Here is a 20,859-nt window from a genome sequence, read left to right on the forward strand (position 1 = left end):
GGAAGCCCCATGGACAGAGCCGCGTTCGCCGTCGAGCAATGGCGTCAGCAACTGCCCGAGCTGGATACCGACGGTATGCTCCTGCTCGGCCGTCTGGGCGAGGCGGCGCAAGTGATCGCCCGCGACCATCTCAATCCGTTGTTCGCCGAGTACGGCCTGCAGCCGGGCGAGTTTGACGTGCTCGCCACCCTGCGCCGCAGCGGCCCCCCCTTCCGCCTCACCCCCACCGTGCTCTACGAGGCGGCGATGATCTCCTCCGGTAGCATGACCAACCGCCTCGACCGCCTGGAGAAACAGGGCCTGGTGCAGCGCCTGCCCAACCCGGAGGACGGCCGCGGTTCGCTGGTTGGCCTCAGCGAAGCGGGCCTGGTACTGATCGACGAAGCGGTCAGTGCCCACGCCGACAACCAGCGCCGGGTACTCTCCGGACTGAGCGCCGCCGAGCAGAAGCAGCTCGCCGGCCTGCTGGAAAAACTCCTCGCCAGCCTGCCCGATACTGGCCGCTGAGCAGTCGCCCAGCCGCTGCACCAGAGGGCTTTCGCGCACAGGGACCATCGTTCCAGAGCGGCCTGTGGCCATGACTCCGGCCGCTGTTGATGTCGTTTTTGGTCATGCCCACGGCGATTTCGAGCAACTCGCCACGCACCCACTGCCTTAGCTTGAGTCCCGCGTGAAGCGCACCGCGCTGCGTCACCGCGCCCGACCTAACAATTTCAAGAAAAGGCCGACAGATGAGTGCTCCCCGTGCAAAAGGCGCCAATGGCGATCTGGTGCAGGGCTTCAAGCCCCGCCACGTAACCATGCTCTCCATCGCGGGGATCATCGGCGCGGGGCTGTTCGTCGGCTCCGGCCACGCGATCGCTGCCGCCGGCCCCGCCGCTATCGTCGCCTACGCCCTCTCCGGGCTGCTGGTGGTGCTGGTCATGCGCATGCTCGGCGAGATGGCCGTGGCCAGCCCTGACACCGGCTCCTTCTCCGCCTACGCCGACCAGGCCATCGGCCGCTGGGCCGGATTCACCATCGGCTGGCTGTACTGGTGGTTCTGGGTGCTGGTGATTCCCATCGAGGCCATCGCCGCCGGGGTCATCCTCAACAACTGGTTCCCGCAGGTCGAGACCTGGGTCTTTGCCCTGTCGATGACGCTACTGCTCACCGTCACCAACCTGTTCAGCGTCGCCAAGTACGGCGAGTTCGAATTCTGGTTCGCCATGCTCAAGGTGGTTGCCATCGTCGCTTTCATCGGCCTCGGTGCGGCGGCGCTGCTGGGCTTGTTGCCGGGGCGCGAGGTCAGCGGCCTGCACAAGCTGATGGGCGAGCACGGCGGCTTCATGCCCAACGGCTGGACAGCCATCTTCAGCGCGCTGATCACCACCCTGTTCAGCTTCATCGGCACCGAGGCGGTGACCATCGCTGCCGCCGAATCCAGCGATCCCAGTCGCAACATCGCCAAGGCCACGCGTTCGGTGATCTGGCGCATCAGCGTGTTCTACCTGCTGTCGATCCTGGTGATCATCTCGGTGGTGCCGTGGAATGACCCACGCCTGGTGGAGATCGGCTCCTACCAGCGCGCCCTGGAGCTGCTGAACATTCCCAACGCGCAACTGCTGATGGACCTGGTGGTACTGGTCGCCGTGGCCAGCTGCCTGAATTCCTCGGTGTACATCGCCTCACGGATGATCTATTCGCTGAGCCGCCGCCACGACGCGCCGGCCTTTATCCAGCGCACCTCCGCTGCCGGGGTGCCGCGCGCGGCGGTGATCGCCAGCACGCTGATCGGCATGTTCACCACCCTCCTGAACTTCTTTGCGCCGGGCCGGCTGTTCGAATTCCTGCTGGCCAGCTCCGGCTCCATCGCCCTGCTCGTCTACCTCGCCATCGCCGTGTCGCAGCTGCGCATGCGCGGCATCCTGCGCCGGCGCAACCACGAGCTGGCATTTCGCATGTGGCTGTTCCCCTGGCTGACCTGGCTGGTGATCGGGATCATCAGCTTCATCCTCGCGGTGATGTTCATCATGCCGACGCACCGCATCGAGGTGAGTTCGACCCTGGCGCTGACGGTCATCATCATCCTGCTCAGCCAGACCAGCCGGCGCACATCACACCGTCACCAGACCGCCATCGGCCGCCGTGCCGTGCGCGGCTGAGCCAGCCGCCCGCACGCAGACGAGGTGTCGATTGGTCGAACGCCGCCAGTTCAGTGGGGCCATGCAGGGCCGCAACCTGCGCTACCTCGAGGGTGAACCCAAGGAGCCCGGCCGCCTCGCGCGGGTGGGCTTCCTGCTGCTCGAACACTTCTCGCTGCCGGCCTTCACCCAGGCGCTGGACACGCTGGTCACCGCCAATCTGATCCGCGCGCAATCGTTCGCTACCGAGACGTTCAGCCTCGACGGCGAATCCGTCACCAGCGACCTTGGCCTGGTGATCTGCCCCGGCGCCACGCTGACCTCGGCGCAGCTTTCGGACCTGGACCTGCTGGTGGTCTGCGGCGGCCTGCGCACACCGCTGCATGCGATGCCCGAACTGACGCGCCTGCTACAGACGGCTGCCGACAAGGGCATCGCCCTCGCCGGCCTGTGGAACGGTGCCTGGTTCCTCGGCCAGGCTGGTCTGCTGGACGGCTACCGTTGCGCCATCCACCCCGAGAACCGCGCGGCGCTGGCGGAGATCGCTCGGCACAGCGAAGTCACCAGCGAGAGCTACCAGGCCGACCGCGACCGCCTGACCGCCGCCAGCCCCACCGGCGCCTTCAACCTGGTGCTGGAGTGGATCAACGCCCGCCACGGCCGCGAGCTGGTGGACGCCATCGTCGATATCCTCGCCTTCGAGGAATCGCGCTTCCGCCGCACCCGCCCGGCGCTGCACGAGAAGCTCAGCGAGCCACTGCGCGAAGCGATCAACCTGATGAGCGCGAACATCGAGGAGCCCCTGAGCCAGGATCAGCTGTCGAGCTACGTCGGCCGCTCCAAGCGGCAGATCGAGCGGCTGTTCCAGGAACAGCTGGGCACCACGCCGGTGCGCTATTACCTGGAGCTGCGCATCACCGAAAGCCGCCGCCTGCTGCAGCATTCCAGCCTGCCGATGTACGAGGTCGGGCTGGCCTGCGGCTTCGTCTCGCCCAGCCATTTCAGCAAGTGCTACACGTCCTTCTATGGCTACTCGCCGTCCAAGGAAGCGCGCCACGGCTGCGTGAAAGCCCAACGAACCCTGTAGGAGCGCGCCATGCGCGCGAATCGCGGGCATGGCCCGCTCCTACAGGTTGACTGCGGCACCAGCCTCGTAGGGCGCATAACCCGGAACGGGTTATGCGCTGAATGGGTGGATAACGCCTGAAGGCGTTATCCACCCTACGGGACTGCCTGGAATACCTCGCCGAAGATGCCGCCCCCCTCGATAGAACACGTTCGTAGGATGGCGTGGAGCGCAGCGATACCCATCTGGGTCTCGCACGACAGCATGGGTATCGCTGCGCTCCATCCATCCTACAAGGCACCGCACTGACCCGTTTCTACGAAGAGGCCCTGCCGCCAACCATAAAAAACCGCGCCCTGGGGCGCGGTTTCTTATACGACGTGAAGCGACGAGCCGATCAGCCCAGCGGCGGCGTGCTCGGCGGCACCAGGCGCTTGGAACCGGTGGCCTCGAAGGCAGCAGCGAAGCGCAGCAGCGCGGAGTCGTCATAGGCGCGACCGGCAAAGGTCAGGCCTACCGGCATGCCGATGTCGGCCATCACGCCCATCGGCACGGTGACAGTCGGCACGCCCAGGTGACGGATCGCCAGGTTGCCGTTGGCGACCCAGATGCCGTTGCTCCAGGCGATGTCGGCCGACTCAGGGTTCACGTCGGCATCCGCCGGACCGACGTCGGCCACGGTGGGGAACAGCACGGCGTCCAGCTTCAGGCCGTCCATCCAGTCTTCGAGGTCGAGCTTGCGGGTCTTTTCCAGGCCACGCAGGCCGTCGGGCAGGCTCTCGATCTGGTCCCAGGTCTTCAGGCCGCGCTTGGCCATGTTGACGTACTCGTCCATGCCGGCGACCAGGTCGTCCTCGCGGTTAGGCAGGGTGCCTGGATCGTGCGGGAAGATCTGCGGGCCATCGACGTCAGCCAGCTTGTTCAGCTTGGGGTCGCCGTTGGCGCGGAGGAAATCGTCGAAGCCCCAGCCGGACAGCTCCCACAATTCGTCATGCATGAACTGCTCGGTGACGAAACCACGGTTGAATACGGTCGGTGCGCCAGGACGGTCCCCCTCGCAGTTGGAGACCAGCGGGAAGTCCACTTCGACGACTTCGGCGCCGGCGGCTTCCAGGGCCTTGCGGGCCTGTTCCCAGAGGTCGATGACCGAGGCGCGGGTGTTGATGCGCTGGCCGGTCGGGCCGCCGATGCCGGGCTTCTCGCTGGTGCCGGCCAGTTCGTCCTTGTTGATGAACATGCGCGGCACGCCCAGGCGCTTGCCCTTGAGGGCTTCGGGGCCGGTGGCGAGGTCCAGGTAGGACGCCGGGCGCACGTCGCTCACGGCGGGGATCGGCACCCACGGTTGCAGGCGCCAGAGGTCGCCACGCTTGTCGCTGTCTTCGGCGACGACCACGTCGAGCACTTCCAGCAGGTCGGCCATGGTGCGCGCGTAGGGCACAACGACGTCCATGGTCGGGGTCAGCGGCCAGTTGCCGCGCACCGAGATCACGCCACGGGATGGGGTGTAGGCGCACAGGCCATTGTTCGAGGCCGGGCCACGACCGCTGGACCAGGTTTCTTCCGCCAGGCCGAAGGCCGAGAAGCTCGCGGCGGTCGCGGTGCCGGCACCGTTGGAGGAGCCGGAGGCGAACGGCGCAGTCAGGAACTTGCGGTTGTACGGGCTTTCCGCGCGGCCGTACACGCCGCGCTGCATGCCACCGTTGGCCATGGGCGGCATGTTGGTCTTGCCCAGGCAGATGGCGCCGCCGGCGCGCAGGCGCTCGACGGTGAAGGCGTCGCGGTACGCAACCAGGTCCTTGAAGGCCGGGCTGCCGGAGGCGGCGGTCAGGCCCTTGACCAGGTAGCTGTCCTTGGCGGTGTAGGGGATGCCGTCCAGCGGGCCGAGGGTCTCGCCACGGGCGCGGCGGGCGTCGGAGGCTTCGGCTTCCTTCAGGGCCTCGGTGTTGCGCACGACCACGGCGTTGAGCTGGGTCGGACCATCGTAGGCGTCGATGCGCGCGAGGTAGGCCTTGACCAGTTCAACCGCGGTGGTGCGGCCCGACTCCAGGGCTTCACGCAGCTGCGCAATGGAAACTTCGGTTACCTCGATCATGCTTTCACCGTCGGCTGAAGGTTGGTGGGAAGGGGCAGGTCTGCGTCGCGACGGACCCAGACAGCGCAAGTCGGAAAATGCGTGTTCATCTCGATTCTCTTGTACTTCTGTTACGCGACGGGAGTGAGTTTACCGTCGGCCGGCGGCGGCGTTCAGCGCCCGGCGGACAAACCGGATGCGCATCCTGGGCACGGAAAGGCGAATACAGCCGCCAGGGCGCACACACTGGCATGCCCGATCAGAATACACAACAGTCGTAAATTAAAAAAAACGCCCATCGAGTGGGGGGCTCAATGGGCGATATGTGGGCGCTGGGGGGAGCGCCCCTGGAGAGTGATTCAGCGAAAGCCCGATGGCAGACACTGACGCAGGCCATTCGCCGCCTGCCGGCGCTGGGCGGGTCGCTGGGGGAAGCGGCCGGCCCGAAGATAAATCAGATCATTAGCTGTGCTGCGAACACTGGTAGGCGGCATCCAGCAGCTCGCCTTTGTCCTGCCAGGCGCTGCGCTGGTAGGCGCTGAAGTGGTTGCCGCCAGTGATCGGGGTCACCTGCACGATGCCGCTGGCCAGCAGCGGATCGGCGCTGCCAGTGAGCAACTGCCGAGTAGTACCGCTGTCGCTGACGAAGGTAGCGGTGCCGGGGGTAAGCCTGCCGTCGATACAGTTCAGGTAAGCGCTGCTGTCCTGGGTAGTAGTGCCGCCGAGACTGTCCCAGCTCAGTTGGGTTTCGGAGGTCGCTGCGCAACCGGTCAGGCTCGCCACGACCAGCAACAGCGGACCGAGGGCGATGCGGGCAGCCAGGCGATTGGGTGTTGGGCGCGGAGTGTTCATCGGTTCTGTCCCTTGCTCGGTTCAACAAGCTCTTGGGGCAGATAGTCCGCCGCGCACGGCCTGCGCACCACTCGATTGCATCGATAGTGAGACTCGACGGTATTGATGGTTGCACGCCGCTTCGCAGGAAGTTCGAACCCTCCCCGCCCGGCCGGGTCGCAAATCAGGAAGCCCCCGTCTTTCCAACTCCGGAGGACATGCCATGAGCTATGACTGGGACCTGATCGAACGTCTGCTGCTGCGCGCCCAGGAATGCGCCGACCAACCCTACAAGGCCCGCGAGTGCGGCGAGGAAGTCGCCGAACAGCACCGCCTGCAAGGCGAGCCGCTGAACAGCAGCGTGGACCATCTGAAAAGGGTTGCCGGTGACCTGGAGGGTGATCTGCTCAGGAACGGCTACATCCGCCAGCGTCCGCGCGAGCATGGCGGCACCGGCAACAACTTCGAGCTGACCGACCGCGGCACCGAGCTGCTCACCCTGATCAGCCGCAGCTTCCCGGACCACCTGGTGTTCCGTCAGTTGCTCGATGAACAGGGCGAAACCGCCCTGCTGCCGGACTCCTTCGACCTACTGGCCGAGCGCGCCACCCGCGACCGGGTGAACGACCGGCCGGAACGTTGAGCGATCAGGCGCCAGGGATCAGGCGTGAGCCAGCTCCATCACCATCTCGTGCCACGCCATGCCGCCGTGGTCCGACGCCGACGGCTTCACGTAGCGATAGCCCATGCGCTCGTAGAGCGGCACGTGGCGGTCCTTGCACATCAGGTGGATGGTGCGCTTGCCCAGCCCGGTCATGCGCTCGATGAAAGTGCGCATCAGCAGCGAGGCGTAACCCTTGCCCTGCTGCGCCGGGTCGATGACCACCGACATGATCACCACGTTGGGCGCTGCCGCGTCATGACCGACGAGTTCCTTGAACGCCTCGTCGGACATCACCACCTCGAACGCACAACCGCTGTTGATGAAGCCGATGATCTCGCCGTCCAGCTCCATGATCAGGAAGCCTTCGGGATACTGCGCGATGCGCGTGGCGATCTTCTCGCGGGTGGCTGCCTCGTCGCCTTCATAGGCGGTGGTTTCGATCTCGAAGCAGCGGTCGGTGTCGGCGGGGATGGCGGTGCGGAAGGTCGGGGCAGTCATGGAGAATTCCTGGCAGAACGAAACAGGACGGCATGGTAATAAAACCCGGCCGCCCCGTCTCGCCGCCCTGCCCTGCGGCCGGTTCAGTCCTACGGCAGCCTTGCGACCACCTTGATCTCGAAATCGAAGCCGTACAGCCAGGTCACGCCCACCGCCGTCACCGTTGGATAGGGGGCGGCGCCCCAATAGTCGGCGGCGACCTGCCAGGCGCGCTCGAAATTCGCCTGGGGGTCGACCATGAAGATCGTCACGTCCATCACGTCCTCGAAGGTGCAGCCGGCGGCGGCCAGGATCGCATTGAGGTTAGCGAAGGCGCGTCGCACCTGGGCGTCGAGCCCCGGCTCGGGCGAGCCGTCCTCGCGACTGCCCACCTGACCGGAGACGAACAGCAGGCCGTTGCTGCGGATGGCCGGGGAATAGCGGTTGCGTTCATAAAGGGCCTGGCGGCCGGCGGGGAATACCACGTCACGAGTCGTCATCTGCTTGCTCCATCGAGGGGTTCAACGATGGAGGCAGGTTACGGTGCCCGGCGACGGCGATAATCGGGCAACACTGGACAGCATTGTTTGTAGAATCCAAACAATCAAACCTGGGGCAGTGTCCCCTGCACAAGCCAGCCGGAGCCGCCATGGACCGTTTCGATGCGATGCAAGCCTTCGCCCGTGTGGTGGAAACCGGCAGCTTCACCAAGGCCGCCGACACCCTGCACATGAGTCGCACCAGCGTCACCCAGCTGATCCAGCAACTGGAAGCGCGGCTGCGCGTGCGCCTGCTCAACCGCACCACGCGCAAGCTCAACCTTACCGCTGATGGCGCTGCGTACTACGAGCGCGTGGTGCGTCTGCTGGCGGACATGGACGACGCCGAGACCAGCCTCTCCAGCGCTGCCGCGGTGCCGCGCGGACGCTTGCGGGTGGACGTACCCAGCCCGTTGGCACGTCTGCTGCTGATCCCTGCCCTGCCCGACTTCCATGAGCGCTATCCGGACATCCAGATCGACCTGGGCGTCAGTGATCGAATGGTCGACCTGATCGACGAGAACGTCGACTGCATGGTGCGTGGCGGCGAACTCACTGACCTGTCACTGATGGCTCGCAAGGTTGGCGACCTGGCCCTGGGCGTCTTCGCGGCGCCCGCCTACCTGCGGCGCGTCGGCGTGCCCCGACATCCGCGCGACCTGGAAGACGGCCAGCAACGCATCGTCGGCTACCTCTGGGCGCGCACCGGCAAACCGCTTTCCTACGCCCTGGAGAAGGACGGCGAGAATGTCCAGGTCCACGGTCGTCCGGTGCTGACGGTGGACGACGGCAACGCCTACCTGGCCGCCGGAATTGCCGGCATGGGCGTACTCTGGTTGCCGCGCTACATGGCATTGGACGCCCTGGCGCGCGGCGAACTGGTGGAGCTGTTCGGCGACTGGAGCATGCCGCTGTACCTGGCCTTCCCACCCAATCGCCACGTCAGTGCCAAGCTGCGGGTGTTCATCGACTGGGTCGTCGAGCTGATGGCGCGGCATGCGCCGGTGGCCCAGCCGCCGCTGTAGCCACCGCAGCTTCAACCCAGGCGCATGGACAACTCCACATCGTCGGCGAAGGGAATCGACAGGTAGCGCCCGCCCGGCAGTCTCACTTCGGCAAGGTACTCCGGGCAGTAATCGGCGTTGTCCGCGATGATCATCGCACCGGGGCGCAGGCGACTTTCCACCAGGGCAAGAATGTCCGGGTAGAGGGACTTGGCACCATCGAGCAGTAGCAGGTCGATGCGTTCGGGCAGATCGTGGGCCAGGGTCTGCAGCGCGTCGCCCTGGCGGATCTCTACCAGGTCGGCGACACCGCCGGCCACCAGGTTGGCCTGCGCCCGCGCCACTTTCGAAGGTTCGAACTCGCTGGTGATCAACCGGCCGCCGCCGTTGTCGCGCAGTGCTGCCGCCAGATGCAGGGTGGAGATGCCGAACGAAGTGCCGAACTCGACAATGTGCTTCGCGCCGATGCCACGCGCCAGCATGTACAGCAGCGCACCCGTCTCCCGCGAGACAGGCAGCGGCTGGTCCTTGAGCTGGCCATAGAGTTCGCGGTACTGCGTCTTGCTCTGCATCAGGCGTGTCAGCGCGGACTGGTCGAGGTTGGCGAAGGCCGGGCTGGACTGCGGAGAAGCCGCGTCGGCCTCCTCGAACAGGTGTTGCAACAGGGGTGCCACGGGGGCGGAAGTGAGGGTCGTCATGGTGGGTTTCCCGTGTGGAATTTGAGTGCGAAACAGCGCCCGACTAGAATGCGATCTTTTCGTCAGGTTTTACTATTCGCATTGCCGGAGCCAGCCATGAGCGAACGCCGCAGCCCGCGTATTTCCACACGCAAGGAACCGAAACAGGCCCGTTCCAACGACCTGGTGACGGCCATTCTCGACGCCGCTGTTCAGGTTCTGGAGAAGGAAGGCGCCCAGCGTTTCACCACCGCGCGGGTCGCCGAGCGTGCCGGGGTCAGTGTGGGCTCGCTGTACCAGTACTTCCCGAACAAGGCCGCGATCCTGTTCCGTCTGCAGAGCGATGAGTGGCGACAGACCACCGAGATGCTGCGCGGCCTGCTAGTCGATGAAAGCCAGCCGCCGCTGCAGCGCCTGCGTAACCTCGTGCACGCCTTCATCCGCTCCGAGTGCGAGGAGGCGCGCATGCGCATCGCCCTGAGCGATGCGGCTCCGCTCTACCGCGACGCGCCCGAGGCCCGGGAGGCCAAGGCCGCCGGCGCGGGGATTTTCCACGCGTTCATTGCCCAGGTCCTGCCACTCACCAGCGAATCGCAACGCACACTCGCCCGCGAACTGATCACCACGACGCTCGGCTCGGTGGGCAAGCAGTTCTCGGAAAGCCCGCGCAGCTCGGAAGAGATCGAGGCCTTCAGCGGAGCCATGGCGGATATGTTCTGCGCTTACCTGGAAAGCCTCGCGAAGTGACGGCTCAGGCCCTGCACTCCACCAGCAGCACCTCGGCCCTCGCCCCCGGCATCATCGCCTGCAACCCGGCAACCAATTGGTCGCCCGCCTCGTGCAGGGCCTTCAGCGGCATCTCCGGCAGGCTTTCGAGGATGAACCACATACGCTGAGCCTCAGCGTCCAGGCGGGTGCGCACACCCTGCCGCCAGTTCCAGCGCCGGCAGGTAACGCCAATCTCGTCGCGCCAGATGACCTCGCCGGCATCGGGAGACTCATGGGCCGGTGCGCCGTCCTTCATCGTGTCGAAGGCTTCGCTGCCCCCGGCAATCGTCAGGCTGGGCGTGCCGACGTAGGCGGCGAGGTTTTCCCCACCGACAGGAATCGCGAACTGCACGCTGATGGCGTTGTACAGGTCCACCACCGGATCGATGCTCGGCAGGCTGCCGTCACGCAGCGCGCGCTTGCGCAGCGCCTCCGCCGAACAGGGCGTGCGCTGGGGCTTGGCGCCGAAGCGGCGGAACACCTCGGCCCAGGCCGCCAGGTGCGCATCGGCCCAGGCCGGCTCGCTCGCCTGGAGTGCCGCGCAGGCCCGCCGCAGGGCCTGCTCCGCCACTTCCGGATGAAGGATCGGCGCCGCTTCCAGGGTGATGCTCAGGGCACGAAAGCCGGGGGCGATGGAAGCAATGGCAGGATCGATGTGAGGTGTGACGGGTTGCATGGCGATTTCCTTGGTGTACGGCGAAACAGGGTGATGCGGACTCTCGGGTTGCCCGCCTCAACGGCGGACGAAATTGCGCTTGTTGTAGTCGCCCCAGGCGACGGAAAGGGTATTGAGCAGGCAAAGCAAGGTGGTCCATCTGGACTTCATTGGAATAGCTCCGGAAACAGTGGGAATGGGGCACGAACAGCGCGCCCGACCCGCACAGTTCTACCGACATGGCGTCATCGCTGCCATGAAATCCCCGAATGAATAATTAGCCCTGCTTATGCAGAACCGCACAAATCAGCTTCGCTAATCCCGCCAGGTTTTAGTTGAACTGAACTGTCGGGCCGCAAAAAACGTGCATTGAAGTGCGCCCTTGTCAGCGGTGAGATGACCTGGCGGACAACCCGCCGCCAACGCCCACCGACCACAACGAGAAAGAGGTTCGCGCCCCATGCGCACGCTGATCAAAGTCCTGGCCCTGGCTTCCACCACCCTCCTCGGCGCGCCCTTCGCCGCGACCGCTGCGCAAGTGCCCAAAGCTGCAAGCCCGGCCTTCGTCGTACACAAGCTGACGGACTTCCTCTACGCCATCGGCGAGCCGAACTACTACCAGAAGAACTATTCGTACCTGCTGGTGGGTTCGCAGCAGGCGCTCATGTTCGATTCCGGCGCCAACCAGAAGGAAGACATCACCCAGGTCGCCCGCCAGATCACCGATAAACCGCTTTCGGTACTGCCCTCGCACCTGCACTTCGACCACCTGGGCGGGCTGCACAACTTCCAGAGCATCTACCTGGTGGATACGCCCTTCACCGCCAGATTCCGTCGCGCCGACGGTCTCTACCAGGTGCCCGAACCGGTCTATCTGGGCAACATCGACCACATGACCCTCGCACCCTTCAAGGTTTCGCGACTGGTGAAGCCCGACGAGGTGATCGACCTGGGCGGCCTGAAGCTGCGCCTGCTGAGCATGCCCGGCCACACGCCGGACGAAGTCGCGCTGTACGACGAGGCGCACAACATCCTGCTCTCCGGCGACCACCTCTATCCGTCCTGGCTGCTGGCGGGGAACCTCAAGGACTATGTCGCTTCGCTGGACAGTACCCTGAAGGTGATCAACCCGCAGACCACGCTCTACGGCGCCCACGCCGACGAGGACCCGAGCAAGGTGCCCGCGATGACCTATGCCGACGTCGTCGCGGTTCGCGACAAGATGCAGCAGATCCAGGCCGGTCGCGCGAAGGGCGAAGCCTTCAGCGATCCGGAGCTGATCAGGAGCTCGGAGCTGTACAAGGTGGAGAAGGACATCAGCATCCTGACCGACATCCAGTTCACCGATGGGCGCGGGTACGGGTACTGAAACCCGCGCTCAGTCCGCCTTTTTGCAGGCTCACCCAACCCGCAGCGCTCCCGGGCTACGAACTACTCACCCACCGACAGCAACCACTCGATGAACGCCCGGACCTCCGGGCGTTCGCGTTTCGCCTCTGGGCAGACCACGTAGTAGTTGTGCACCGCCGCTACCGAGATCGGCAACGGGCGCACCAGCCGCCCTTCGTCGAGATCGCGCTGTGACACCGTCTCATCGCTGAGCGCCACGCCGAAACCATCGCGCGCCGCCTGCAGAACCATGCCGAAATCCTCGAAATGGATGTCCTCGGCGCCCCCTCGATAGTGGCCAGCCTCGGCCAACCATTGCTGCCACTGGCTACCATCGTCCTCATGCAGCAACCGGTGCCGCGCCAGGTCAGCGGCCTCGCCGATGGCCAGCGGCCCACGCAGGTACTGCGGGCTGCACACCGGCGTCATACGGATACCGTGCAGCAGGCGCCACCAGACACCCGGCCACGGCGGCGTGCCGTAGATCACCGCCACGTCGGCGCGGCGCCAGTCCACCTGCGGCATGCCCGGCGCGGTGATCACGCTCACCCGCACCGAACGTGACTCCTCCATGAAGCGCAGCAGCGGCCGGGTCAGCCACTCCACGCCTTCGGCCGGCGGGATCGACAGACAGATTTCCACCCGTTCCTCTTCCAGCCTGAGACCCGCCTGCAAGGCCTGGACGGCCTCGGTGATCTCACCCATGGCACGGGCCACGCGCTGCTGCAGCTCCCGTCCACCGGCGGTCAGCACCAGCTGGCGACCGCGTTTCTCGAACAGTTCCACCCCCAGGCTGGCCTGCAGCGCCTTCACCTGCTGGCTGACCGCGCCCGTGGTGACGTGCAGCTCGACGGCGGCCGCCGCCAGGCTGCCCAGGCGGGCCACGCTTTCGAACACCCTGAAACTGTGCAGCGGCGGAAGGGCCATCTCTATGCGAAATCCGGCGAAGAGCGAGGCGGACGGTTATAGCAGGCCCGGCCTCGGCAGGGGAGCACCGCCATCACCTCACAGCGCTGGCCCGCAATTTGCGATGACCTGTGTACAGCGGGCCGGCAAGAACCTTTCGGAGCTTTGCATGCAGCCAACTGGTGCTTTTGGATTCAAACATGCACACATTTCGTGCAAGGCACACCGAGTCAGGATTTCATGCAGAACGCCGATTGCAGAGCTATCGAACCTGAGAAAACACATAACCGACCGGTCAGATTCCGGACCATCGGCCATAAACATGTATACAAAACAGTGGATATTTCCCACGAACTTTGTCTACAGTGGCCGCACAACAAAAACAAGCGAGTCCTCAGCCATGAATGATCGTTCAGCTGTAGCGTCCGCCGGAGCACGCCCGGAAGACGAGAACCTCGGAATCGGCGCCAACCTGGCGTACGGCCTGCAACACGTTCTGACCATGTACGGCGGTATCGTCGCCGTGCCCCTGATCCTCGGCCAGGCGGCCGGGCTCTCCCCCAGCGAGATCGGCCTGCTGATCGCCGCCTCGCTCTTCGCCGGTGGCCTCGCCACCCTGCTGCAGACCCTCGGCATCCCCTTCTTCGGCTCGCAGATGCCGCTGGTGCAGGGCGTATCCTTCGCCGGTGTCGCCACCATGATCGCCATCCTCGGCGGCGGCTATGAAGGCGGCGGCCTGAACGCCGTGCTCGGTGCGGTAATGGCAGCCTCGTTCATCGGTTTCCTGATCACGCCGATCTTCTCGCGCATCACCAAGTTCTTCCCGCCACTGGTTACCGGCATCGTCATCACCACCATCGGCCTCACACTGATGCCGGTGGCAGCGCGCTGGGCCATGGGTGGCAATCCCAAGGCAGCGGAATTCGGCAGCATGGCCAACATCGGTCTCGCCGCCCTCACCCTGGTGATCGTCCTGCTGCTGAGCAAGCTGGGCAGCGCATCCATCTCGCGCCTGTCGATCCTGCTGGCCATGGTGATCGGCACCCTGATCGCCGCCGCCCTGGGGATGACCGACTTCTCCCGCGTGGCCGAAGGCCCGATGGTGGCCTTCCCGGCGATCTTCCATTTCGGCATGCCGACCTTCCACGTCGCCGCGATCCTCTCGATGCTGATCGTGATCATGGTGACCCTGGTGGAAACCTCGGCGGACATCCTCGCCGTCGGTGAGATCATCGGCACCAAGGTCGACTCCAAGCGCCTGGGCAATGGTCTGCGCGCAGACATGGCGTCGAGCATCCTGGCACCGATCTTCGGCTCCTTCACCCAGAGCGCCTTCGCCCAGAACGTCGGCCTGGTGGCCGTGACGGGCGTGAAGAGCCGCTATGTGGTCGCCACCGGCGGCCTGATCCTGGTGACCCTCGGCCTGCTGCCGGTGATGGGCCGGGTGATCGCCGCAGTACCCTCCTCCGTGCTCGGTGGTGCCGGCGTGGTGCTGTTCGGCACCGTGGCGGCCAGCGGTATCCGCACCCTGTCCAAGGTGGACTACCGCAACAACATGAACCTGATCATCGTCGCCACCTCCATCGGCTTCGGCATGATCCCGATCGCCGCTCCCAGCTTCTACGAGCACTTCCCCAGCTGGTTCGCCACCATCTTCCACTCGGGCATCAGCTCGGCGGCGATCATGGCCATCGGTCTCAACCTGCTGTTCAACCACCTCAAGACCGGCAACTCCAACCAGCAGTCGGTGTTCGTCGCCGCCGAGGAGCGCACTCTGCGCTACCGCGACATTGCCGCGCTGAACGAAGGCGACTACTTCCAGAACGGCAAGCTGTACGACGCCGAAGGCAACGAGGTCCAGGTGGTCGGCGACGATCACGACCACGATGAGCACCACGCGCCCGCCGCCAAAACGGTGAAGCGCGAGACGGTGAACAGCAGCGCCTGACGATCTGTCCGATGCTCATGAAAAGGCCCCTCGCGGGGCCTTTTTCGTTTGCGCCGCCCAAAGGCCGGTTCAGTGCAGCGCCACCGCCGAGTCTTCTTCGGCCGAGGCCACCACCATCGCCACCGGATCAGCATGGGGCGGCACTGATTCCGCTTCGGCCTCGGGCGGTGCGCTCACCTCCAGCATCAGTGACGCGGAAGGCCCGCCTCCCGGTGGCGGATTGACCACCACCACGGTCAGAACGCCGCCAACGGCCACATCCTCGGGCAACAGCTGGAAGGCCAGGCGCGAGCTGTCGGCCAGCGACGTCTCGCGCTCCCGCCCATTCACCTGCACCCGCGCTCCTCGACTGAACCCCTTGCCGCGCAGGGTGACGTAGAGCGACTGGGCGTCGAGGACCGGCGGCTGCGCTTCGGTAATGACCGCCAGGGGGTTTTCCAGCGGGTCCTTGCGCCGCGCGTCACCAGCAGGATGGCGGGTGCGGAACAGCGCATCGAGGAGGACGGCGAACTTGTCGGTGCCCTGCTTGGACGCCATCCCCACCAACCCGGCCATGGCCATCAGCCCGTAGAGGTTGACGCTGGCCGGGTCGCTCGCGGCATTCACTGCCAGGAACACCGCACGCACGATCAGATAGAGCAGCAGCGCCAATGCCATGCCGATGCACGGCTTGAGCAGGTACCACCAGATCCAGCTGGCCATGAAGCGGTCGTTGCCAACGAAGTCGCCGAACGACTTCGCGACATGGACGAAACTGCCCAGCGCGCCGGCAACCATGACCATCACCAGCAACCGCGCATCCGGCCCCGGGCACCAACCGATCAGGCATTGCACGCCAGGGTCGCCGACCGCGCCAGCGGGTGGGAATTTTGGATAGGACTGCGGCCACAGGCTGACCAGGGCGACCGCCAGGACCAGGGCGAAGAGCATCAGCCCGGCGCCCATCAGGGTGATCTGCAACGCATTGGCGCGTCGTCTCTTGCTGCGTGTCTCCATCATGCGCTCCGGGCAGAAGGCCAGCGGGGAAAACGCCCTGCCGCGAAGGGCGTTTTCCGCCTTCGCACGACGGACAGAGAAATTCACGTTAGCGCAGCGCAAAGCCGCTGCAAGAGGCCCTGGTGATTTTTTAACCGCTGTCTCGATGGCGTTACGTAATGCCGCCGAAACAGCGCCCGCAAAGCCCCGTGTTCAGGCCACTTCAGCCTCAGGCAGGGACCCGTCCAGTAGTCCGATAAATGCCCGCAACGCCGGCGTATCGGTGCCACGCCGCCAGAACAGCCAGGTCGTCGCGTCGGCATGCTGCGGTGCCAGGCGGTGGATCGCCACGTTGCGACCGCCGGCCAGGCTGTCGAACATCGCCCGCGGGATGATCGCCACACCGCCACCCGCCGCGATGCAGGCGAGCATGCCGTGGTAGGACTCCATCTCGACGATCTTTCCCGGCACCACGCGGTGCTCGGCGAACCAGCCTTCCAGGCGCTTGCGGTAGGAACAGGTATCGCGGAAGGCGAACACCGTCTCCCCGGCCACGTCCCGCGCGTCATGCACCGGCGCATGGTGCTTGGCGCTCATCAGCACCAGCTCCTCGCGGTACACCGGCTGGCCGTCCAGTTGCGGATGGTTGGCCGGGCCGTCGGCGAAGGCGGCGATGAAACGGCCGGAGAGCACCCCGTCGATCATCTCGCCCGAAGGGCCGGTGGACAGGTCCAGCTGCACCTTCGGGCACTGCTGGTGGTAACGCGCGAGCATCTCCGGGATACGCACTGCCGCCGTGCTCTCCATCGAGCCCAGGGAGAAGCCGCCATGGGGCTCGGCTCCCACCGCCACCTGCCGGGCTTCCTCCACCAGATCGAGGATGCGCTCGGCGTAATCGAGGAAGCTGCGGCCCGTAGGCGACAGACGGAGGCGCAGCTTTTCGCGGAGGAACAGCTCGGTACCCAGCTCCGCTTCCAGCTGCTTGATCCGCGTGGTCAGGTTCGAAGGCACGCGATGCAGACGGGCCGCGGCGGCGGTGATGCTGCCCTCGTGGGCGACAGCGCGGACGATTTCCAGCTGGGTCAGGTCCATCATTCTCCCCGAGAGAAAGAGTCTTTCTTGATTATTCATTTTACATGAATGAATGCACATCTTAATTTCTGCGCCATCCCGGAGCCACCCGCCCGGACGAACGACCGGCCTTGCGCCCTTACACAGAACAAGCAGGACTCACCATGAACCAGATCGCCGCCATCCCCGCTGCCATCTCCCGCAGCCCCGCCACCGGCCAGGAACTGGCCCGCTACAGCTTCGAAGACGCCGCCCAGCTGGAAACCTCGCTGGCCAGTACCGATGCCGCGTTCCGCCAATGGCGCGACACCAGCATCGCCGAGCGTATCGCCGTGCTGCGCAAGATGGCCGAAGTGCTGCGCGCCAACGTCGAGCCGATGGCCCGCATGGAAGCCCAGGAAATGGGCATGCCGGTCACCCAGGCCCGTGGCGAAATCAACAAGTGCGCCAACCTCTGCGAGTGGTACGCCGACAACGGCCCGGCCATGCTCGAAGACGAGAAGACCAGCATCGAAGGCGCGTACATCTCCTACCTGCCGCTGGGCCCGGTCCTGGCCGTGATGCCTTGGAACTTCCCCACCTGGCAGGTCATGCGTGGCGCGGTGAGCATTATCCTGGGTGGCAACACCTACGTGCTCAAGCACGCGCCCAACGTCATGGGCTGCGCCTATCAGCTGCGCGACGCCTGGCTGCAGGCCGGCCTGCCGGAAGGCGTGTTCGAGGTGCTGAACGTCGAGCCGCCGCTGGTCTCCAAGGCCATCGCCGATGACCGCATCGCTTCCATCGCCGTGACCGGCAGTGTCGGCGCCGGCGCCGCCATCGCCTCCCAGGCCGGTGCCTCGCTGAAGAAGTGCGTCCTCGAACTGGGCGGTTCCGACGCCTTCATCGTGCTCGCCGACGCCGACCTCGATGCCGCCGTGAAAGCCGCCGTCGCCAGCCGCTTCGGCAACTGTGGCCAGGTGTGCATCGCCGCCAAGCGCATGATCCTCGAAGAATCCATCGCCCCGGCCTTCACCGAGAAACTGCTGGCCGCCGTCAAGGCACTGAAGATCGGCGACCCGCTGGCGGACGACACCTTCGTCGGCCCCATGGCCCGCTTCGACCTGCGTGACGAACTGGACGGCCAGGTACAGCAGGCCATCGCCGATGGCGCGACCCTGCTGCTGGGCGGCCACAAGCTCGAAGGCGAAGGCAACTACTACGCGCCGACAGTGCTGGCCAACGTGAAGCCGGGCAACACTGCATTCAAGAAGGAAATCTTCGGCCCCGTTGCTTCGCTGATCGTCGCCCGTGACGCCGAGCATGCCCTGGAGCTGGCCAACGACAGCGAGTTCGGCCTCTCCGGCGCAATCTGGAGCGCCGACAAGGCCAAGGCCCAGCACATGGCCCGTCGCCTGGTCAGCGGTGGCGTGTTCATCAACGGCTTCTCCGCATCCGATCCACGTGTACCGATCGGCGGCGTGAAGAAGAGCGGCTTCGGTCGCGAGCTGTCGCACTTCGGCCTGCGCGAGTTCACCAACCCGCAGACCGTGTGGATCGACCGCAAGTAAGTCGCTCTGAAAGCAGAAGGCCCCTCTATCGCCAAGCGGTAGCGGGGCCTTTTTCATGGGCAATGCGCCGTGCCTGCTCGCGAACAGAATCGAGCCCGGACTCAGGCCGTAGGGCAGATAACCTGGAACAGGTTATCTGCCGGTGCATCCTGCGGCGGATAACGCTTGCGCGTTATACGCCCTACAAGAACTTGATACGCGCCTGCAGGTTGAATCAGGGTTTGGCCGCGTTCTTCTTCAACTGCAGCAGCTCCCGGGTGCTATGCCGCAGGTTCTCGGCCAGGCTGCCCTGCTCATTGAAGCAGTCTTCGACCAGCCAGCCCCCGGCCGTGCGATGCAGCAACAGGCCAAGGTCACGGTCCTCCCCCGTCAGGGCATCCTTGAGCACCACCCGTGCCTTGATTCGCTCGTCGTCCACCGGAGCAAACTCCAGCGACTTCACCTTGATATCGCCCCAGTCCTGGCAATCGCACAGCGGATCGCCACCCAGGTAGCCCAGTTCACCGTCGGCGGCATCCTGGTCAGCCTTCATCAGCGCGATCAGCGAGGCATCGTAGACGTCCTCTTCCTGCAGGGTCTTGTTCGGCACGCCCGGACCGTCCGGCGAGTAGCTGGCATACAGCTGGCGCACGAAGCGCTCCGCGCTGGCGGTGTCGGCCACCGACGTCGAAGCCGCGAGCGAGGTATCGAAGAGCGTCAGCAGGATCAGCGACAGGGCAAAGGCGGATCGCAGGAAGGCCATGGTATTCTCCATCGGGCAGCCGCACATCATCGCCCGACGCAGCCTCGAAAATCCGTGAAGTGGTTAAAGCTGCGGGCGATAGCCCTGGGACAGCAGCCAGCCCTGGAAGACCCGGCGGCGCTCCGGCGGCAAGTCCGCCAGCACCTGCGCCTCCGGCTCCGCGCGCAGGCGGCGCAGCCAGGGCGCCAGCTCCAGGCCATCCAGATGCCAGATGCCCAGCGGCTGGTCGGCGCTGACTACTACTTCTGCTTCGTCAACGAACTCGCCATTCAGCACAGGGGCGCGCTCGATGCGCAGGCTGGCGAAGTCCGTCGGTACGTGGCTAGGCTGCTCGTCCGGCCAGGCGCGGCGCACCTGCCAGAACGGCTGGTCAGCCCAGTGTGTTTCGCTGGCATAGAAGTCGCGACCGACGCGGGCGAAGCGCAGGAACAGCTGCTCGACCCGCTGCTGGTGGAAGCGTCGGGCCAATTCCGCCCGCTCCGGCGCGCGCAGCAAGGTGTTGACCACCAGCGGTGCCTGCAAGGCCGAAGACAGCGACTGGAAGATGCCATTGCCCGACAGCGGGTCCACCGCCATCGCCGCATCGCCCACCCGAATCCAGTTGTCGCCACAGGCTTCCAGGCTGAGGATCGCCGTGCTGCTGCGAGCGTGCAGGTCCAGTTCGCGCTCCCTGGCATCACCGAAGAATTGCCGGACCAGCTTCGACGTGCTGCGGCGCTCGCGGCAGTAGTCCGGCAGTTGCTCGCGGGGCGGCAGTTGGCTGCTGGCGACATCCAGGGTGAGCTGCCAGTAGCAGCGCCCATCCTCCAGCCGCGCCATCCATGCCCAGCCATCGGCCAGGCTCTCCACCGCCGTTGCCAGGGAGCCAGGCTCGCCCTGCCAGCGGTTGAGCAGGCTGAGCGTTTCCGGGCCGCGCCTGGCCTTCATGCCCTTCTGGTTCAGCGGCGCCTGCCGGCCACGGGCCTCGACCAGAAAGACGCCCTGCACTTCCTGGCCGTTTTCGAGTTTCACGCGCCAGCCGGAGCCATCTTCCGCCACGCCCAGCACCTGGGCTTCGATCAGTTCGACGCCGGCTTGCCGCAGGTCCTCGCGCAGTCCTGCATCGAAGCGCGGGCGGTCGAGGACGCATTCGATATTCTGCGCGCTTTCCACACCGTTCCAGTGCACCCGACGTTGCGAGGGCGGCGCGGCACACTCCAGCGCACGGCTCAGACCGGCATTGCGAAGGCCTTCGAGCACGCGTTGGGAAACACCTTCGACGGCGGCGAAGCGGCGCCATTCGCTGATCACGATGACCGGATGCCCCAGGCGGCGCAGGCCGAGGGCGACGGCGGCTCCGGCGGGGCCGGCGCCGAGGATCAGGATCGGGAGTTTATTCATGCTCCGAATACCCTCTCCCTAAC

Annotated in this window: 20 protein-coding genes; 9 read left to right on the forward strand and 11 right to left on the reverse strand. The window is 65.6% G+C overall.

Annotated features, from left to right (window positions below; translation table 11 throughout):
* Positions 1 to 9 precede the first annotated feature (9 nt).
* The 3 genes from FAS41_RS25715 to FAS41_RS25725 all read left to right on the forward strand — a co-directional run bounded on the left by FAS41_RS25715 (position 10) and on the right by FAS41_RS25725 (position 3,210).
* On the forward strand, positions 10 to 507 hold the full coding sequence (locus FAS41_RS25715) for a MarR family winged helix-turn-helix transcriptional regulator (RefSeq protein ID WP_138526179.1): 498 nt from the start codon (positions 10 to 12) through the stop codon (positions 505 to 507).
* 224 nt (positions 508 to 731) lie between these two features.
* Positions 732 to 2,144: a GABA permease gene (gene gabP, locus FAS41_RS25720; RefSeq protein WP_138526180.1), complete on the forward strand. Its 1,413-nt coding sequence runs from the start codon at positions 732 to 734 to the stop codon at positions 2,142 to 2,144.
* Between the two features lie 61 nt (positions 2,145 to 2,205).
* Positions 2,206 to 3,210, forward strand: coding sequence for a GlxA family transcriptional regulator (locus FAS41_RS25725; RefSeq protein ID WP_138526218.1), 1,005 nt, complete (start codon positions 2,206 to 2,208; stop codon positions 3,208 to 3,210).
* Positions 3,211 to 3,586: 376 nt separating this feature from the next.
* Here FAS41_RS25725 and FAS41_RS25730 read toward each other — a convergent pair whose 3' ends face one another.
* Entirely contained in the window at positions 3,587 to 5,281 is a 1,695-nt protein-coding gene (locus FAS41_RS25730; RefSeq protein WP_138526181.1) for an amidase, read from the reverse strand.
* 441 nt (positions 5,282 to 5,722) lie between these two features.
* Positions 5,723 to 6,112 carry a hypothetical protein gene (locus FAS41_RS25735; protein ID WP_246084939.1) on the reverse strand — a complete coding sequence of 130 codons (390 nt, stop codon included), beginning with the start codon at positions 6,110 to 6,112 and terminating at the stop codon, positions 5,723 to 5,725.
* Positions 6,113 to 6,314: 202 nt separating this feature from the next.
* Here FAS41_RS25735 and FAS41_RS25740 point away from each other — a divergent pair, with 202 nt between their 5' ends.
* On the forward strand, positions 6,315 to 6,734 hold the full coding sequence (locus FAS41_RS25740; protein WP_138526182.1) for a transcriptional regulator: 420 nt from the start codon (positions 6,315 to 6,317) through the stop codon (positions 6,732 to 6,734).
* Between the two features lie 18 nt (positions 6,735 to 6,752).
* Here FAS41_RS25740 and FAS41_RS25745 read toward each other — a convergent pair whose 3' ends face one another.
* Both FAS41_RS25745 and FAS41_RS25750 read right to left on the reverse strand, forming a co-directional pair.
* Positions 6,753 to 7,253, reverse strand: a complete 501-nt coding sequence (locus tag FAS41_RS25745) for a GNAT family N-acetyltransferase (RefSeq protein ID WP_138526183.1) — start codon at positions 7,251 to 7,253, stop codon at positions 6,753 to 6,755.
* An 89-nt stretch (positions 7,254 to 7,342) separates the two neighbouring features.
* Entirely contained in the window at positions 7,343 to 7,732 is a 390-nt protein-coding gene (locus tag FAS41_RS25750) for a RidA family protein (protein WP_138526184.1), read from the reverse strand.
* A gap of 149 nt (positions 7,733 to 7,881) precedes the next feature.
* Between FAS41_RS25750 and FAS41_RS25755 the strand changes: the two genes are divergently transcribed.
* Positions 7,882 to 8,796 carry a LysR family transcriptional regulator gene (locus FAS41_RS25755; RefSeq protein WP_138526185.1) on the forward strand — a complete coding sequence of 305 codons (915 nt, stop codon included), beginning with the start codon at positions 7,882 to 7,884 and terminating at the stop codon, positions 8,794 to 8,796.
* Positions 8,797 to 8,807: 11 nt separating this feature from the next.
* Here the strand turns inward: FAS41_RS25755 and FAS41_RS25760 are convergent, their stop codons facing one another.
* Complete coding sequence (locus FAS41_RS25760; RefSeq protein ID WP_138526186.1) at positions 8,808 to 9,473, reverse strand: O-methyltransferase; 666 nt, start codon at positions 9,471 to 9,473, stop codon at positions 8,808 to 8,810.
* Positions 9,474 to 9,569: 96 nt separating this feature from the next.
* Between FAS41_RS25760 and FAS41_RS25765 the strand changes: the two genes are divergently transcribed.
* Positions 9,570 to 10,199 (forward strand): TetR/AcrR family transcriptional regulator, encoded by a 630-nt coding sequence (locus FAS41_RS25765; RefSeq protein ID WP_138526187.1) that lies wholly within the window; start codon positions 9,570 to 9,572, stop codon positions 10,197 to 10,199.
* A 4-nt stretch (positions 10,200 to 10,203) separates the two neighbouring features.
* Here the strand turns inward: FAS41_RS25765 and FAS41_RS25770 are convergent, their stop codons facing one another.
* Complete coding sequence (locus FAS41_RS25770) at positions 10,204 to 10,896, reverse strand: B3/B4 domain-containing protein (RefSeq protein ID WP_138526188.1); 693 nt, start codon at positions 10,894 to 10,896, stop codon at positions 10,204 to 10,206.
* 439 nt (positions 10,897 to 11,335) lie between these two features.
* On the opposite strand from FAS41_RS25770, the gene FAS41_RS25775 reads away from it, so the two are divergent.
* Positions 11,336 to 12,244: an MBL fold metallo-hydrolase gene (locus FAS41_RS25775; RefSeq protein WP_138526189.1), complete on the forward strand. Its 909-nt coding sequence runs from the start codon at positions 11,336 to 11,338 to the stop codon at positions 12,242 to 12,244.
* 62 nt (positions 12,245 to 12,306) lie between these two features.
* Here the strand turns inward: FAS41_RS25775 and FAS41_RS25780 are convergent, their stop codons facing one another.
* Positions 12,307 to 13,191: a LysR substrate-binding domain-containing protein gene (locus FAS41_RS25780; RefSeq protein WP_138526190.1), complete on the reverse strand. Its 885-nt coding sequence runs from the start codon at positions 13,189 to 13,191 to the stop codon at positions 12,307 to 12,309.
* 379 nt (positions 13,192 to 13,570) lie between these two features.
* Between FAS41_RS25780 and FAS41_RS25785 the strand changes: the two genes are divergently transcribed.
* Entirely contained in the window at positions 13,571 to 15,118 is a 1,548-nt protein-coding gene (locus FAS41_RS25785) for a nucleobase:cation symporter-2 family protein (protein WP_138526191.1), read from the forward strand.
* A 69-nt stretch (positions 15,119 to 15,187) separates the two neighbouring features.
* On the opposite strand, the gene FAS41_RS25790 is transcribed toward FAS41_RS25785, so the two are convergent.
* Positions 15,188 to 16,114 carry a hypothetical protein gene (locus tag FAS41_RS25790; protein ID WP_138526192.1) on the reverse strand — a complete coding sequence of 309 codons (927 nt, stop codon included), beginning with the start codon at positions 16,112 to 16,114 and terminating at the stop codon, positions 15,188 to 15,190.
* Positions 16,115 to 16,306: 192 nt separating this feature from the next.
* Positions 16,307 to 17,185 (reverse strand): putrescine utilization regulator PtrR, encoded by an 879-nt coding sequence (ptrR, locus tag FAS41_RS25795; protein ID WP_138526193.1) that lies wholly within the window; start codon positions 17,183 to 17,185, stop codon positions 16,307 to 16,309.
* Between the two features lie 143 nt (positions 17,186 to 17,328).
* Here ptrR and FAS41_RS25800 point away from each other — a divergent pair, with 143 nt between their 5' ends.
* Positions 17,329 to 18,714 carry an NAD-dependent succinate-semialdehyde dehydrogenase gene (locus tag FAS41_RS25800; protein ID WP_138526194.1) on the forward strand — a complete coding sequence of 462 codons (1,386 nt, stop codon included), beginning with the start codon at positions 17,329 to 17,331 and terminating at the stop codon, positions 18,712 to 18,714.
* Positions 18,715 to 18,928: 214 nt separating this feature from the next.
* Here FAS41_RS25800 and FAS41_RS25805 read toward each other — a convergent pair whose 3' ends face one another.
* A complete protein-coding gene (locus FAS41_RS25805; RefSeq protein ID WP_171049553.1) occupies positions 18,929 to 19,456 on the reverse strand; it encodes a DUF3828 domain-containing protein in 528 nt (175 codons plus the stop codon).
* 63 nt (positions 19,457 to 19,519) lie between these two features.
* Positions 19,520 to 20,836 (reverse strand): flavin-dependent monooxygenase QhpG, encoded by a 1,317-nt coding sequence (qhpG, locus tag FAS41_RS25810; protein ID WP_138526196.1) that lies wholly within the window; start codon positions 20,834 to 20,836, stop codon positions 19,520 to 19,522.
* Between the last annotated feature and the right edge of the window lie 23 nt (positions 20,837 to 20,859).

Origin of the sequence: Pseudomonas nicosulfuronedens, assembly GCF_005877905.1 — a bacterium.
Classification (GTDB): domain Bacteria; phylum Pseudomonadota; class Gammaproteobacteria; order Pseudomonadales; family Pseudomonadaceae; genus Pseudomonas; species Pseudomonas nicosulfuronedens.